This window comes from Providencia lanzhouensis, from assembly GCF_050469745.1.
GTDB lineage: Bacteria > Pseudomonadota > Gammaproteobacteria > Enterobacterales > Enterobacteriaceae > Providencia > Providencia lanzhouensis.
In genome coordinates, this window is the sequence record NZ_CP174123.1 from 3,005,632 (window position 1) to 3,022,035 (window position 16,404).

Sequence of the window (16,404 nt, forward strand, 5' to 3'; positions counted from 1 at the left end):
TCTTTAAGTTGCATTTCATATACAACATTAAGATTACCCCTTTTAAATAAATAGAAAAGCACCTTAAAATTCTATTTGCAGGTTTGTTGATCTACATTAACTTTCACTATAAATAAGAATTATTCAATGTTGTAAAATAGGCAGTTTCACTAAGCCCAGTTGATTTTTTGCTGGGGTTTCAAAGCAGTATTGCTATACTATGTTTATCATTCATACTTCATAAGTTATTGTTGTTAAATCATTTTAAGAGAATCAAAAAGCGATGATGCAGGCTAATTCGACTCCAAAATCAGACAACAAAACCCATTTTAGTTTTTTACGTCACGTGAAAGAATCCGATAAAACACCACTCAAAGTGCTTGTTTTAGCGGCTATTATTGGTGCCGTCGTTGGGCTGATAGGCTCCCTGTTTATGCTAGGGACTGAGTGGGTCAGCAATATTCGTATCGCATCTGTTAACCAATATGTCACCAACAAATGGTTGGTGATTCCTTCCATGTTTGTGGCTTCCGCCCTATTAGCCATGCTTGGCTACTATTTGGTTAAACGCTTTTCACCTGAAGCGGGAGGCTCTGGGATCCCAGAAATCGAAGGGGCACTGCAAGATTTGCGCCCTGTCCGTTGGTGGCGAGTGATCCCAGTGAAATTTATCGGTGGGTTAGGTACGTTAGGCTCCGGCATGGTGCTCGGTCGTGAAGGTCCCACCGTGCAACTGGGGGCGAACATTAGCCAAATGTTTTATGACCTATTTCGCCTCAAAGATAATGAATCTCGCCATACATTATTGGCTGCGGGTGCCGCTGCAGGCCTTTCTACCGCCTTTAATGCCCCATTAGCGGGGATACTGTTTATCATCGAAGAGATGCGCCCACAATTTAAATACAGCCTTATTTCCATCAAAGCCGTGTTTATTGGCGCCGTCAGTGCCACCATTGTCTTTCGCCTAATTAATGGCGAAGCCGCGGTATTAAACATTGGGCAATTCTCCTCTGCCCCCATGGAAACCCTGTGGTTATATCTGATTTTAGGCATGTTATTTGGAATTGTGGGCATTGGCTTTAACCGCTTCTTGCTCTATCTGCAAAGCCTATTTTTAGCTTTCTACCAAAATAAAGTATCACGGTTTGTTTTGATGGGTGGTTTGATTGGGGGTAGCTGTGGCGCTATCGGTGTATTTGCGCCAGAAGTTGTGGGTGGCGGCTATAGCGTGATCCATCAAATGGTCGCCAATAGCTTTACTATCACCATGCTGATGGTCTTTTTTGCCCTGCGCTTTTTAACCTCAACCATCAGCTTTAGTTCTGGTGCGCCAGGTGGGATTTTCTCGCCGTTATTAGCCCTTGGCACGCTATTTGGAGGCATTTATGGTTATGCGGCACTGGAGCTGTTCCCAAATTATTCGATTGAAGTCGGTACCTTTGCAATAGCCGGCATGGGAGCGTTGTTTGCCGCGACAGTGCGTGCGCCATTAACGGGCATTGTCTTAGTGTTGGAAATGACCAATAACTATCAATTGATTTTACCGATGATTATTACCTGTATTGGCGCAACAATGGTGGCGCAATTCTTAGGGGGTCGACCACTTTATTCTGTGCTGCTCGAAAAAATCTTAGAGCGCAGCGAAAAACAAGCAGCAGCGTCCAAGCCCTAAAATTCATTTTTTCCCTAACCATAGAACGCATAATGGGTTGCCTAGGCAACCCATTATGTTGATGACAAAGAGGGATAAAAGCGTGGTTTTTCCCTCTTTGTGTTATCAGGCGAAAATCAATAAATTGATTTTCCTCGTTAATTTTACAACCTATTATCTTCGCTATCGCAGGTTATTTTTTCTTAGCAATCAGCGTCGCAAAGTTCAGTTTAATCCGGTTACCTTGCGCATCCGTTCTGTGCAAGTGTCCTGGGTTTTCATTGTATTTGAGGATTTCCCAGTCTTGATAATATTGCTGTAATTCACCCGGTTTTAAGAAGCACTTAAATGGCACCATATCCAGTGGCGCATCTGGCGTTTCTACCGCGCATACCACAATATTAATTCCACCCTCTACAGTGTGTGATTGCATATCCGCGATAATGTCAGCAATTTTATCCCGTTGTAAGAACATCAACACGACGGTAGAAATAATCAAATCATAGTCACCTTGGATTTGGTGACTATTAATGTCATACAGCGCGGTATGGATGTTCTCTATGCCCGATTGCTGCTTAACAGTTTCGATGGCTTGAATATGGTTTTGGTTAATATCCACTGCCGTCACATCATACCCTTGCTGGGCAAGGTAGAAGCTATTACGCCCACGACCTGAACCTAAATCCAATACTTTGCAAGGTTTTGCTAAGTTATTCTCGCAAAGATAGCGCACTTCAGAGTGAGGCACGCTGAGATCATACCGCTTATAAAACTCAATTTCAGGGCGGCATAAAAAAGAGAGTTGGCAACGCATATCATCGCTGCAATCAGCAATACGATGCCAGACTTGAGGCTCAATCACGGGTGGTTGGTTTTGCGTATCAAACGTAAATTTTTGCTCGCTACCGTCTTCATCAAAAATAATAAAATCGAGGGAGCCTTGTAACACTTTCAATTGGGCGAATGTATCTTCTTTGGTGTTATGGCGGTCTTGGAACATTAATGGAACCGAAGCCTTATCCCAAACAGGCATGGTTTTGTAGCACACTAATTCAGTCATGGGGTCACCTTTAAGTTGCATATTAAATACATCTTATGCCGTTCATCTTAATAGTGCAACGTTTTCATAGATAAAGAATGAATGAGTTGATGTGCATCAACCTCCTGCTGTACAGGAGGTTAAACTCGGGATCTTGGACTTAGTAGCCCAGCTGCTCTGCACTCAGTCCCAAAAATTCAAACGGTTTGGTATCAACATATTGCGCGGTCGCATCACCCGAATAAATATGGCTTTGCTCTTCACCGAGATCTAATTTTTTCACTTTTCCGGTCTCATTGGAAAAATCAATTTTCTTTAGATCCGTCCAAAAAATATTTGGCGTTAAAGCAGACTCAAAGAAATAGAGTTGACGCTTACTATCAACCAGTGTGCGCCAACGGGTAGATGAAATCTCAGGGGACGTTTCAGACGTTAAACCGTATGGAACAGACACATTACGAATAACCCCAAACACACTGGCAACCGCTTTATTTGGCGTTGTTTTTTGTGGAATAGCATTAATGTAGAACTGCGCTCGAGCGAAACGATCCGCTGAGCGGTTGGTCCCTGGTAGCATTACCGTGCCACCAATACCTTGCCAATACTCTTGCATTGCTAACTGCTTTTCATAAGCCGGAGAGTTAGTCATGACTTGGTATTTACGGCTATGGTGAATGACTTGTTTGCCATCGATATATTCGATAATCGCGCTATCACCACTCGCATCGGAAAGCGACAAGTGCAAAGTCGCTAAGCGATTTTGTCCCGGAACCTTATCAGTCGCGACTATCAGAGGCGTTTTTTCTAATGCGGCAACCGCTTCTTCAACCGTGGCATAGTTATCCAACATATATTGCGCCCATAGTGAAATAGACAATGCGGGCTTTTTATTATCTAACTCAGGGTATTTCGATTCGGCCAGCCAGAGTAAGTTTGCTACTAGCCCTTTTTCATTAACACCATCCGTCGTAGAAATATCGTAACCTGACGCTATCACGCTACCGTATTTGGATTTCCATTTGAGTGATTGTGGTCCTGCTGCCCCACTTCGCTCCATTCCTCGTGGAAAAATCCATAAATTGGTACCCACATCATATTTCCAATCCATGGTTCTACCGGTCATAATTTGTTGGTCTTCCCCGAGATAAACAACGCGGGTACAAGCCTGAGAAACCATGGCAGGAACATAAATTGCAGCGATGGTTAAGAGCGTTACAATGCTTTTCTTCACAAATCGCATCTTGCCTCCAAATGGTATTGAATGAGTAGCGCAGATAAGCCACGCGAATAAATAACCACTATTTATATTAGACAGTATATCGTTTTCAGCGTGTTATTAGAGGATAGATATTGAAACAAAATGCAACAAGGATTAACTCACTCGATCAAACCGTTGACGTTTTCCAGTGAGTTAATCCTATTAAAAGATGGAATGGATTAGCCGGCGCTATTATTTTTTCTTTGCAGAAAACCATGAGCGCAATAATGCTGCTTTTTTCTGATTGTCAGGAATATTTAGCGCGGAGTCATACAAGCTAATTGAAATTTGGCAAACTGTTGCAGGTGATTTTTTCCCAGCCTTTACATCAATCAGCATGGTAACGTCATTTCCGTATTTTTCCGTTAATCCGATTCTCAGGGAGTCCATCAATGCCTGATACTCTTCTTCAGATAACGTTGTACGCTTCTCGCTTGTTTCGCTAGAAATCAACAAGGCATTGATTGCACTCACTTGTTTTAATAAGACATCTTGGCTTTTTTGTGGCGGAATGACATCCTCAGGATCCCTTAACTGTGGGAATAACGCGTCATAACACATTTTCCCGGATGGGTCTTGCTCTAACAATGATTTGATATTGTCGTTCACTTTAGCGACAAAATTAATTACTGTTTCATCGGAGGCATAAGGCATGCGCTCAACGACCAGATTCATTGATTGGCTAACAACCTGATCCAATAATTGACGACGTAAGTCTTCGTTAGCAGGATCATATTGAGACATTAAAGGCTCAAAGCTCTGGTAAGTGACAGGGCTTAATTTTTTGATAGTGACTAAAATCGGCAGTTCTTTTTCAACTTGAGCAATGGCCTCTGAATGAATTTCGCTATTACTTTCCGTCGATAGTACGTTGTTGTCTTTACTTAACCAGTAAAAACCCAGCGCAAAGATAATAAAAATGATGCTAACGACTACTGCGATTTTGCGTGAACTGTTTGTATTCAAAGTGAATCTGCCTTTTAACAATCTGTCTTTTAACAATTTGTTGTTAACAACAAAAGCCAAAAAACCAATACTCAATAATAAACTCTTATTATTATTCTAGTCGTGAATGCGACCATATCGCTATAGGAATAGGAGTAAATGCGAAGAAAAAAGTAGAAAATTAACAGTTCTAATCAGAATTAAGAATGAAAAAACCGCAGACACTTATTTCAGTCCCTGCGGCTTTGATAAATTGAAGGAAACGCATTTCAAAAATACGAATTACTTAACTTGAACACCTTCAACAGACAGCATTAACTCAACTTCTTGAGATTTAGGACCTAAATCAGATTTGATATTAAACTCTTTCAGTTTAATGTTCCCTTTTGCTTCGAAGCCTGCACGGTAGCCACCCCAAGGATCTTTACCTTCACCCGTTAATTTCGCATCTAAAGTGATTGGTTTTGTCACACCGTTTAAGGTGAAGTCTCCTGTTACGAGGTATTTGTCACCCTCTTTTTTCACTTCTGTGGAGACAAATTTCGCTTCTGGGAATTTTGCTGCATTTAAGAAATCTGGGCTACGTAAATGCTTATCACGCTCTGCGTGGTTAGTGTCGATGCTGCCAGTTTTAATTGTCACTTCAACTTTATCTTTTGCAGGATCTTTCGCATCGTAAGTAAAGTTACCATCAAAATCTTTAAAGCTACCGTATAACCAGCTGTAACCTAAATGCTGGATACGAAATTCAATAAAACCGTGTTGACCTTGTTTATCAAATTGATAATTTTCTGCCAATGCAGATCCTGCCGATAATAATAAAGTACCCGCAGCAAGACCTAAAATAGATTTCTTCAACATAACTCTCTCCACGTTATTTATCGGGATTAAAACCCAACATTCTTTTTAAAGTAATATCACCATCAAAGAAATGGTGTTTTAAAGCTGCAAATGCATGCAGAACAGATAACAAAACAACAGCCCAAGCTAAATAAAGATGAATTTCACCTGCTGTATCCGCTTGTTCTGCTGCACCTGTAAATAATGCTGGCACTTCAAACCAACCAAATACGCTTATTGCTTGTCCATCCGCAGTTGAAATTAAATAACCGCTGATCAAAATAGAGAATAAAATAATATAAATTAAAAGCTGAACCGTAATGGAGGCAAATTTCGTTAATTTGCTATAGCTCGATAACGGCTTAGGTGGTGGAGAAATAAATCGCCAAACCACACGAAAAAGCATGATAAAGAATAGCAACATTCCTATGCTTTTATGTATTTCAGGAGCTTGATGATACCAGGTGTCATAGTAGCCTAATGACACCATCCATAAGCCTAATGCAAACATTCCATATACGACAATTGCGACCAACCAATGAATGAGCAGCGAAAGATGCCCATAACGAGTGGCGTTATTTTTCCATTGCATAATTTAAAAACCATATAGTTTTAAAGGTAATTACTTGTTTTACCAAGTAGGAATAATCATAAGGTTAATCTGGCTTTATTCCTATCCCAAAGTTAAACAAATATTTTGTCGAAGATATTCAAATAGTATCATCATCATGATGAAAAATAGATGAATTCTATTTTTCTTATTACAAGCGTAAACCTTTAATAAAGAATCTTCTATTTATGTAAATAAATTACATCTAATAGCGCCTAAGATTATTTAATCTGCTGATTTTCTTATTGCCAATCATAATATGATAGATGAATTTGTTATAAATATAGTTCAGCTTTTCTAAAATAGGTAGGTGAAATTTTTATTTCCATAAATAAATTAATCTAATTTTCTCTATTCCTGCTAAATTGGTACTCTGTCTATGGGTTGTTTTTTCTTTATTCTTAGAGGCTAGCGTATGTATACATTATGGATTGCCAACAAAAATTACTCTTCATGGTCTCTAAGACCTTGGATCCTGTTAAAAGCATTACAAATCCCTTTTGAAGAGAATATTTGCTTCTTCGAAAATGGCAAAAGTAGCCATGAAAAATTTAGCCGTTTTTCACCTTCAGGCTTAGTACCATGCCTGATTGATGGCGATAAGACCATTTGGGACTCTTTGGCAATTTGTGAATATGTTGCCGAAGATTTCCCTCAAGTTTGGCCCACTGAAAAATCAGCGAGAGCCTGGGCTCGCAGCGCGAGTGCTGAAATGCATGCTGGTTTTACCGCACTACGCCAACAGTGCCCGATGAATGTGACAAGAAATGAGCCTCTCACTGAAATTTCACATGAACTGCAAGGAAACCTAAATCGCATTCAGCAATTATGGCAGGAAGGTTTTGATAAATTTGAAGGACCTTGGTTAGCAGGAAAACACTTTACTGCCGTCGATGCATTTTTTGCACCTGTAGCATTTCGTATTCAAAGCTACCAATTAAAAGTCAATGAGCAGGTTCAACAATGGATTGAGCGCATTATTGCATTACCAGCGATGCAAGAGTGGAAGCATGCCGCAGAAATCGAGCCGTCTATCGAGCACTAAAAAAACACCTGTACGAGCATCAAAATTAATTTTTGAGCAGTTTGAGTAATAAGCAGACCCAAACTGCTCATTTTAATCACAAATCACCTAGAGGCTTTCATCCCAAGGATCGGCAGTCATCACATCCCCCGTTGGGGTATGCAGCGTTACTTGGTCATTTTTAAACCATTCCGCTAAAGAAAACCCACCTTTCGGTGTTTCCACATGAATATCAATTGGGCAATATGGCGTATTGGCTTTGATTGCAAACTGCGCAAAGTCTTCTTTTTGCTGGCGAGTTGGGCATCGGATCACCACATCAAGGTCGCAATCTGTCAGCATACTTTGAATATCCGTCGCCAGTGTATAAGCGCAGCTACCCGTCACTCCCCACTTCCAAGGCCAATTGTGCTGAGAAATTAGCAATAAAACTTGGATAGGCGGTAACGCAATAAACATCGAACGTTGCAGTTCAATGGAATTCGACACTAAAGATTCCACATTCATGATGTGCGTAATGGCCGATTTTGAAATTTGGGTCGTCACACGCTGATGGGGCTTAATACCACGAATAGCCACGGTGAGTTGGTTTTCATCAGCTTTTTCTCGGTGCACAATAAGGGGTAGTTTACTGTTCCACTGCGTTTGAACCCATTCCGGCAGAGTATCAAGAGGGACATCGCTATTACTACCAACCCAAACAAAATCATGGGGATTAATTATTTGCATTTATTCTTCCTTATCATGACGACAAATTGCTCTCGCTCTGCGCTATTATGCATTTTTTCAGGTAGATGAATACATTCACTCATAATCAACATCTTTATTTGTACCATTAAAAACAAAGGTTAATATGTTATTAAAGGGGAAATTTGTCTTCAAATAGCAATATGTTATCATAGAATACTCTTAATAATTAAAGAGTTAGACTACGAATTTTGAGCATCATAATATGAAGAAAATCCCTGCTATCCATGACGGAATTCTGTTCAGCAGCTGCTTAGTTTTAAGCGCTCTCACAGCATTTGCACTGATCGACGTTCAGGCCGCCATGTGGGCAGCATTTTCAACGCTCTACTCATTTAACCTATTTAATGCCGCTAAAGAATATAAAAATTACCTCTATACTGCTTTTTGGCTATCCATGATTCTAGTCGCCATCTATATTGGCGATACGCTACGCTTAGGCACTGGGTTTTATATTTATCTGGCGATATTCTCATTTATCTATTATCAGCTCTATGGCACAGATCCGATCATGGACTTAACCATGAAATTCATGATTATCATGTCCACCATTGGCACAATCTTGCCTGAAGTATCAAAAAGCCTGACCTTAGGCTTTTTAATTGGCAGTGGTGTTACCTTGCTCACCTATTATTTTCTCAGCCACAAAATGACTCGCCATTCCATTATTACGCCACTTACTGTGGAAAAAAATCTATTTACCCTACGTAAAAATATTATCCCGCGGTCAATGACCTATACCATTGGATTACTATTAACTTTGGCTATCCCTCGGATGGTAGATTTAGGGCATTTCTATTGGACATTGCTGACTTTTGTTTTTGTATTACACCCAAAATCTGAAAGCATTGTACGCATTACACTGCAACGGGTGGCGGGTAGCTTAATTTCCGTGTTATTCCTATTTCTATTATTTAATACCCCGTTGATGCCTTATATTGGGTTAGTGGCGATTTTGGTTTTCGCCTTTTTGCTGCCAATGAGCTTTCATCACGGCTATACCTTTATGACTTTTGTCGTCACCAGCCTAATCCTCTCCGTTCTTGAGCAAGTGGTTTATTGGCGTCATCCTGTTTATACATTATTGTTTGATCGCGTTCTTGAAACTGCATTAGGTGGGGCTATCGCTATCATTACCAGTATTATCTTGAAATTATTTAGAGAAAAAAGCCCGGAAAGCTAACACTATTCGGAGGTATAGCGCTAACCATCCAGACTTTGTTTATAGATTAATTAGGTTGATATCTCGCTGAAGCTCTACCCGACTTCACCATGGTAATGACGCATTTTCCCCATTCGCGTGCTCGCCGTAATACAATGACGGCAAGAAACGAGACAAATAGGTAAATTCGTTATAACAGTGGCGCATTAGCTCTAGTCCAATTTCATCGGACAGCTGTGTGCGCGGATCCTCAAGAGATGCGCCTAGCAAGAAACGGCTACGTAATACACAACCAAACTCAGTATCACGGGCTAGATGCATCATTTTCCCATCAATAGGATACCCCTTGGCATCTATTTCAATATGCTCACCAAAGCCAATCGAAGAGCAAACTGCACCGGAAATATGCCCCTCTTTGATGGCTTTTTCATAAGCTGAAGCCTCAAAGAAATCCGTTGGTTCTCTAAATTTTAACTTCGCAGCAACAGGCGGGATCGCACCGAGAGATTCAACCGCATGGATGGAAGCGCCAATAAAACTTTGCCCTTTTTGCCATTTATCATCCCAGCCGTGATGAGCAACATGGTCATGGGGATGCCACCAGCGGATATGTTGCGTGGTTTCAAAAAAGGTAAACCACCACGTTAACATTCGGCCTTTACAACCATGCAAATCGGTACGAACTGCGACTGTTAATAACCCATTTTCATCACGCTCAATACCCATTTCCATACGTAACGGATGTGGAAGTAACAACTGATTTATGTCGTCAACTGCCCATGTTTGATTTGTTTTCATGATGACCTACCTATCTCGATTTATTAGGAAACTTATTTTGTCTCCTAATTAGTTTTGAGCTAAAATGAAAAAAAGTCAAGATAGCAAAATGAGGTAAGCCATTTATGTCAAACAACAGCGAGAAGAAGCCAACTCGAGGTCGCCCAAGTATTCCTGAGGCGCTTCTCAAAGAAAAAATCATGAATGCAGCGCTGAATTCACTACTTGAAGATGGATACCAACTCACCAGTATTGATAATGTGGCAAAACGTGCAGGCGTAGCTAAAAAAACCATTTATCGGTTTATGGAAAATCGTGAAGAACTCGTGGAAAGAGTCGTACTCAATTGGACGGATAGCTTTGTACCCTTGTTTGAACATAAAGCCACGACCCGCGATGAGCTATTTAGCCTATTGCAGAATAATTTAGAAATTGTCGCAAAAACTGTTCTTTCCCAAGAAGCTGTTGGGCTGTATCGCTTATTGCAGACAGATTTTGTGCACAAAGAATTGCTATTAGAAAAATACCAACAAAACGGTATTGAGCGCAGTCGCCAATTACTCAATCAATGGTTAACCCGCCATGCGCAAGACGAAATTATCCAACAGCATGATTTTGCCATTATCAGCGATTTGATCCTCTCTATGACGATAGCTGAACCATTACGACAAATTTCATTAGGGCTTTCCCCGGCTGGGCTGACACCCGAGTTTCAGCAAAGGATCACCCATGTGATTGATTTTTGTCGCTCTAGAGTTTAGAGAAAAAACAACCAAATACATTTTCATGCTCTATACTTTCATTAACATTCATCAAGCCTGACAAATGAAAGGCAGCTGGAGCTAAACATGAAAATATCGATCCTAGGAGCTACGGGTTTTGTCGGTAAAGCGTTGGTTTCTGAAGCCTTAATGCGTCATCATCAAGTTACTGCAATTTCTCGTCACAGCAATCAGCTCGCCCAACATGCTCATTTAATTGCTGAATCAGGAGATATTACGGATGTGGCATGGCTAACATCCCGGCTTAAAGGTCAAGATGTGGTGCTTAGCGCATTTAATGGAGGATGGAGTAACCCTAATCTGTACCGCGATACGGTTGCAGGTAACCAAGCAATCTTAGATGCCGTAAAAAGGGCGGGTATAAAACGATTTATTGTAGTTGGTGGTGCCGGCAGTTTAGAAATCGCCCCTGGTGTTCTATTGCTCGACTCCCCCGATTTTCCAGCCAATATTTGGCCTGGAGCCCAAGCTGTCAAAGAATTTAAAACGACGTTGGAATCTATCGATAGCTTAGATTGGACATTTGTTTCTCCTGCCGCGATGCTTGAAGATGGCGCTCGGACAGAAACATTTCGCCTTGGTGGAAAACAGCTATTAATGAATGGCAATACCCCCGCAAAAATATCCGTTCAGGATTTAGCGGTAGCGATATTAGATGAGGTAGAGCGACCACAATTTATTCGTCAGCAGTTTACAGCTGCATATTAATAACAAATGGATTCCGAGTAAATCATGACTAAATGTATCTGTTTATTTGTTTAACATAAAAAGTAATACAATCATTAACGTTTAATGAATATTCGTATATTCCCGTATAAAAATATGATTACTCACTTATAAATAATTAAATTAAGATTATCATCATTTAAATAAAGTTAAGTTTAGCTATCAATATAATTTAAACTTGTGCGTTATTAATTCATATTGAGACTAGAGTTTTATTTTATTTTTAGGTGCGATGATTTTGATGAGCTTTATGAGATTATTCATAATAGGCAGTTATTGTATGCAGATATAATCTAAAAGCAGAGTATTAAGCCGGAAGAAACAACCTATAATAGTAAAACAGATAATCTCTTCCGGTCAGACGATTAAATTCATGGAGTCCCTTTTATCAAAGCAGGGTCGAAAATAGAGAATTTTTGCTTTCCTAGTGATAGCTAACTATTAAAAATAAAGAAAAAACATAACATACTGATATTTTTAATGAAGTGTACTACGAGCGCCACTATTTATGTTCACAACACCATATAAGAATGATGCGGGTTCCAAGTTAAATAAATAGGCAAATTGAAAAAGTGAATCAACATCAATGCAGCTTTCTCCACTCTCGAAACGATTCATTTCATCTTCAGAAACACCAATTAAATCGGCCGCTTGCTGAATACTCATTTTATGACTTTCTCTTTGCATACGGATCTTAATCCCTAGCTTTTTCGCAATTTCATTTTCATTCATAAATGCTCCTTTTACTATTAGATTGAATACCAATTATGAGGGAAGCTAAATTATCATCACACCAAGTTTAATTAATTGACTTATGTTAATAAAATACGACATACATCACATTATTTAGTGACACTCATAAATAGATATTTTTCACTTAAAACTGCAATTGGTTGATTTAAATTACAAATAAAACCAATAATCCATGTAATATAAAAATAAAAGCGTGATAGCAATCACATAAAATTCAGATTAATACCTGTGTATATTTACTTATTATGCCCATCAAATAATGATGCAAAAATTTAATTACTCATTTAATGATGATCTGCAGCATATGGCTATATTACAAAATCACAAAAACAATGATCAAGGATTATCTTAACTTTTTTCAAATAATGATAGCTTACGTTTATATACTTAAATTTATTCTTATATTTTAAATCATCTACTAATGACATATTCACTTAAACAACATGCAATATCATAATAATAACTGACTAAATCATCTATCACTATCAGAATAATTTTTTATCATTTATTTAACTTTTCTCAAATAACTTATTTTGTCATACAAAATATGAATATTAATGAATGATGATTGAATTATATTCACACCAACTGAATCGAGTAACCTATTGAATATTTGCTTTAATTCGATTCATTTGTTAAACGCTTTAATTCTATTTATATGAATAGCATTTTCTTTGCATAAAGACTGAGTTAACAAAAAATGCGTTGTAGACTATCAAAAAATTCAGCGTATTCCTAATACGTTACCTCTGTTTAATAGCCTAACCAACCATCATTTCGAGTGTAAAAACCCAATTAAAACTTACCTAACTTCACATTGCATATAAAAAAATTGCCAGTAGACATGCTATCCTATGTTCAATTACGATGAGTTTTATCTAACTTTAATGCTCAGATTTGGCGCTTACTTAAAAATAACGCCTGTTGTAAAAGTAACAGGAAAGGTAACCATGCTACAAGAAAGTGTTATCAGGGAAATTATTCTCTGGATCGAACAAAATTTAGAGTCACGGCTCTCCCTTGATACCGTGGCTGATAAATCTGGATACACTAAATGGCACTTTCAACGATTATTTAAAGCCCAAACAGGTCTTGCGTTAGGTGCTTATATTCGCGCTCGTCGTTTATCCTGCTCTGCGGTTGCTTTACGCTTGACGAGTGATAGCATCATGGATATTTCACTACGCTATCGATTTGATTCACAACAAACTTTTTGCCGTGCATTCAAGAAACAATTTGGTGTAACGCCTTCAGAATATCGTAAACGCTCAGGCTGGCATATTGAAGGGTTCTGCCTTCCTCTGCGTGAAAGTAAAGAGCTCGAAGCTCATGTGGAATTAGTTGAGTTGAAAGAGATCCACTTAGTAGGAATGACTCATCGCTACACACAAGGCATTAACGAGTGGAACTTAAAAACTGAAGAGTTACGACGCCAGTATTGGAAAAGCTTTTTAGATAAAAACAAGATTGTTGCCAAAAACTTATATGCTATCCACGGGGTTGATAAAAGCTCCGATGAAGAAGGCCGCTTCCTCTATTCCACTGCATTTGATGAAAACGATCTTGATGTTATGCCACCATTTACTAAAAAATTGATGGTGCCTGCCGGCAATTATTTGCAAATTAAATTTATCGGTAACTTACAAGGTACTGACTATAACGACATTATTTATACCGTTTATGGAAAGGTGCTCGCCGAGATGGATATTGCTCGCGGCTTAGGCGCTGATATAGAACATTATGTTTTAAAATCAACGCCAACTTATGAGGATTTTACTAGTCACCCTCATACTTACATCCAAGAGCTGAATTACTATATTCCTGTGATTACATAAAAACTAACAACCCGCTTTTACACGGGTTGTTAGCTTCATTCAGTACTGAATAAATTAGAACGTGACGTTCAGTTTACCCCAGAATGTTCGACCTGGCTCATTTACAGGGCTATTGGACGAATAACCAAATCCACTGTTACCCGCTAAGTTCAAGTGCTCACTGTAGGTTTTATCAAACAAGTTATCAACACCCGCACTCAGTTTTACACTTTCATTAATACGGTATGCAGTATTCATCGAAAATACCGTAAAACCTGCACTTTCGCTGAAGTCTTTTCCAACCACGTTACCTTCGTTGATTGCTACGCGATCTTGACGACTCACCATGCGCACCAACCCCGTCGTTGTCCAATCGCCTTTTTCCCACATTAAACCTAAACGGCTTTCCAATGGCGGCATTTGAGGCAGTGCACGTCCATCAGTTCTATTTTTCCCCCAAGAATACGCAAGGCTTGCATCAGCTTTCCACTCATCGCTGAGTTGATAAGCGACGCCCATTTCACCGCCCATGATCATCGCATTGACGTTTTCAACTTGGCTCATTCTGGCGTTAGTTGGGCTATAGCGGAATAAAATAAAATCATCAACGCGCCCTACATAAGCAGAAATCCATGCATTGGCTTTATCATCATTGTATTTCGCACCAATATCTAACTGTGTCGTTTTCTCGGTTTTCACATTGTCGAAAACATTTTTGCTGCCATTCGGACCCATTTTTGGCGAGAATAACTCCCAATAATCTGGGAATCTTTCTGTATACCCTACCCCTGCGTATAACATCACTGGCGTTTCAGGTAATGCATGTTCATAGCGAACGAATCCTGCTGGCATGACTGTGTTACGACCGGAAGACCCTACATCGGTGTAATTATCCACCAATACGCGGTCTAAACGTCCACCACCAATCACCTTACCTTGCTCGCTCGCAGTCCAAGTGACCTCACTGAATACGCCATAATCTTGAAATTCTGCATCTTTTTTCCAGCTATTATTGCTGTTTTTACGGTGCTTATTGGTCTGCATATCTGCACCAGTACGCAGCTCATAATCACTCCATAACCACGTCCCCATGACTCGACCGCCCATCGTCTCGCGGTCAACACGCATTTTCATTGGCATATTCATCATCATACCGTGCCCGCCATGGCCACCGCCCATATGCCCACCGCCAGATCCCATTGTGCTCGTTGGGCTACGCAGTGAATAGTTATCCATAATATGGTCGGCGTAGTTGTAGTAAACATTCCCTTCGATTTTATCGAATACCTCACCGATATTGCTTTTCTCGAAACGTAATCCTAAGCTTTCACGCTTGAATTGAGAGCCATCCATTCCTCGCCCTGCATATCGCGCTTCACCATCACCTTTCCCTGCGGAAAGCTCGAGTAATGTGTATTCATCCGGCGTCCAGCCCACTGCAACATCCGCATTCCATTTATCCCATTTAGACGGTACTTTGTTCCCGTTTCCATCTTTATAGTCATTAGAGTGAGATTTATTGCCAGTCAGGCGTACATAGCCTTTCTCATTGCCCAAGCTCACATCCGCATTAGCATCCCAACGCTGGTTCGATGCCGTCAATGCACTCGCATTACCTTGAATGCCCCCCTCCGTAAAGACAGGTTTTTCACGCTCAAAACGCACCGTTCCCGCCGAGTTTCCAGGTCCCCATAATACGGTTTGAGGACCTTTCACCATGGTGAGCAAGTCAAAGTTTTCCGGTGAAATATAGGATGTCGGCGCATCCATACGGGAAGGACACGCTCCCAACATTTCACTGTCATTCGTCATGATCTTAAGACGAGAACCAAACATGCCACGAAAAACAGGGTCGCCATTTGTTCCACCGTTACGGATTTGGGAAAAACCGGGGATCGTTTTCAAGTAATCAGAGCCATCACTCGCAGGTACTGGCTGTCTTGGGGTTTTAGGCGATGTTGAAATAGTTAACGGCGAGTCCACTGGCGCGGTGACAATCATCACTGAGCTATCGGTGATTGAGCTTTGATTTTCTTCTTTGGCGAAAGTGGATGTTGACGCGATAGCCGAAATCACCAGCGCAGTCATAGGTGCAAATTTAAAATTAATTGAGTTCATTTTTAGCCTATTTTTATCTGTTTCTTACTGCTATTAACTCAAGGAGTTAATGACCACTCAGCTTCTTTTGAAAAACAGCCTAGCCTCCTGAAAATGAAGCTAAATTTCAGGATAAGCGAAGTGGTTTTGTCCATTGAAGACAAAATGCAGTTTTAAATTACGTTAAATAAAGAAATAAG

At 40.0% G+C, this 16,404-nt stretch carries 15 protein-coding genes; 6 read left to right on the forward strand and 9 right to left on the reverse strand.

The features are described 5' to 3' along the window. Nucleotides 1–262 precede the first annotated feature (262 nt). Nucleotides 263–1,651 (forward strand): H(+)/Cl(-) exchange transporter ClcA, encoded by a 1,389-nt coding sequence (gene clcA / locus ACIH2S_RS14245; protein ID WP_430247624.1) that lies wholly within the window; start codon nucleotides 263–265, stop codon nucleotides 1,649–1,651. A gap of 172 nt (nucleotides 1,652–1,823) precedes the next feature. On the opposite strand, the gene tehB is transcribed toward clcA, so the two are convergent. The 5 genes from tehB to ACIH2S_RS14270 form a co-directional block, all read right to left on the reverse strand. Next, nucleotides 1,824–2,711, reverse strand: coding sequence for an SAM-dependent methyltransferase TehB (gene tehB, locus ACIH2S_RS14250; RefSeq protein ID WP_036952043.1), 888 nt, complete (start codon nucleotides 2,709–2,711; stop codon nucleotides 1,824–1,826). A 118-nt stretch (nucleotides 2,712–2,829) separates the two neighbouring features. Continuing rightward, entirely contained in the window at nucleotides 2,830–3,909 is a 1,080-nt protein-coding gene (locus ACIH2S_RS14255) for a linear amide C-N hydrolase (protein ID WP_036952046.1), read from the reverse strand. Between the two features lie 210 nt (nucleotides 3,910–4,119). Then, entirely contained in the window at nucleotides 4,120–4,893 is a 774-nt protein-coding gene (locus ACIH2S_RS14260; protein WP_036952237.1) for a hypothetical protein, read from the reverse strand. Between the two features lie 261 nt (nucleotides 4,894–5,154). After that, nucleotides 5,155–5,733: a YceI family protein gene (locus ACIH2S_RS14265; RefSeq protein ID WP_036952050.1), complete on the reverse strand. Its 579-nt coding sequence runs from the start codon at nucleotides 5,731–5,733 to the stop codon at nucleotides 5,155–5,157. Between the two features lie 13 nt (nucleotides 5,734–5,746). Then, a complete protein-coding gene (locus ACIH2S_RS14270; protein ID WP_036952053.1) occupies nucleotides 5,747–6,304 on the reverse strand; it encodes a cytochrome b in 558 nt (185 codons plus the stop codon). A 433-nt stretch (nucleotides 6,305–6,737) separates the two neighbouring features. Here ACIH2S_RS14270 and ACIH2S_RS14275 point away from each other — a divergent pair, with 433 nt between their 5' ends. After that, entirely contained in the window at nucleotides 6,738–7,367 is a 630-nt protein-coding gene (locus ACIH2S_RS14275) for a glutathione S-transferase family protein (protein ID WP_108478298.1), read from the forward strand. Nucleotides 7,368–7,454: 87 nt separating this feature from the next. Here the strand turns inward: ACIH2S_RS14275 and ACIH2S_RS14280 are convergent, their stop codons facing one another. Continuing rightward, complete coding sequence (locus tag ACIH2S_RS14280; protein ID WP_036952061.1) at nucleotides 7,455–8,075, reverse strand: malonate decarboxylase holo-ACP synthase; 621 nt, start codon at nucleotides 8,073–8,075, stop codon at nucleotides 7,455–7,457. Nucleotides 8,076–8,298: 223 nt separating this feature from the next. Between ACIH2S_RS14280 and ACIH2S_RS14285 the strand changes: the two genes are divergently transcribed. Further along, nucleotides 8,299–9,276: an FUSC family protein gene (locus ACIH2S_RS14285; RefSeq protein WP_036952064.1), complete on the forward strand. Its 978-nt coding sequence runs from the start codon at nucleotides 8,299–8,301 to the stop codon at nucleotides 9,274–9,276. A gap of 84 nt (nucleotides 9,277–9,360) precedes the next feature. Here ACIH2S_RS14285 and ACIH2S_RS14290 read toward each other — a convergent pair whose 3' ends face one another. Next, nucleotides 9,361–10,053 (reverse strand): DAPG hydrolase family protein, encoded by a 693-nt coding sequence (locus ACIH2S_RS14290; protein ID WP_036952066.1) that lies wholly within the window; start codon nucleotides 10,051–10,053, stop codon nucleotides 9,361–9,363. A gap of 104 nt (nucleotides 10,054–10,157) precedes the next feature. On the opposite strand from ACIH2S_RS14290, the gene ACIH2S_RS14295 reads away from it, so the two are divergent. Further along, complete coding sequence (locus tag ACIH2S_RS14295) at nucleotides 10,158–10,793, forward strand: TetR/AcrR family transcriptional regulator (protein WP_036952069.1); 636 nt, start codon at nucleotides 10,158–10,160, stop codon at nucleotides 10,791–10,793. An 87-nt stretch (nucleotides 10,794–10,880) separates the two neighbouring features. Next, nucleotides 10,881–11,522 (forward strand): NAD(P)-dependent oxidoreductase, encoded by a 642-nt coding sequence (locus ACIH2S_RS14300; RefSeq protein ID WP_036952072.1) that lies wholly within the window; start codon nucleotides 10,881–10,883, stop codon nucleotides 11,520–11,522. Between the two features lie 495 nt (nucleotides 11,523–12,017). Here the strand turns inward: ACIH2S_RS14300 and ACIH2S_RS14305 are convergent, their stop codons facing one another. After that, nucleotides 12,018–12,272 carry a helix-turn-helix domain-containing protein gene (locus tag ACIH2S_RS14305; protein ID WP_036952076.1) on the reverse strand — a complete coding sequence of 85 codons (255 nt, stop codon included), beginning with the start codon at nucleotides 12,270–12,272 and terminating at the stop codon, nucleotides 12,018–12,020. 971 nt (nucleotides 12,273–13,243) lie between these two features. Between ACIH2S_RS14305 and ACIH2S_RS14310 the strand changes: the two genes are divergently transcribed. Then, a complete protein-coding gene (locus ACIH2S_RS14310) occupies nucleotides 13,244–14,128 on the forward strand; it encodes a helix-turn-helix domain-containing protein (protein ID WP_036952078.1) in 885 nt (294 codons plus the stop codon). A gap of 54 nt (nucleotides 14,129–14,182) precedes the next feature. Here ACIH2S_RS14310 and ACIH2S_RS14315 read toward each other — a convergent pair whose 3' ends face one another. Beyond that, nucleotides 14,183–16,225, reverse strand: coding sequence for a TonB-dependent copper receptor (locus ACIH2S_RS14315; RefSeq protein WP_430247626.1), 2,043 nt, complete (start codon nucleotides 16,223–16,225; stop codon nucleotides 14,183–14,185). Between the last annotated feature and the right edge of the window lie 179 nt (nucleotides 16,226–16,404).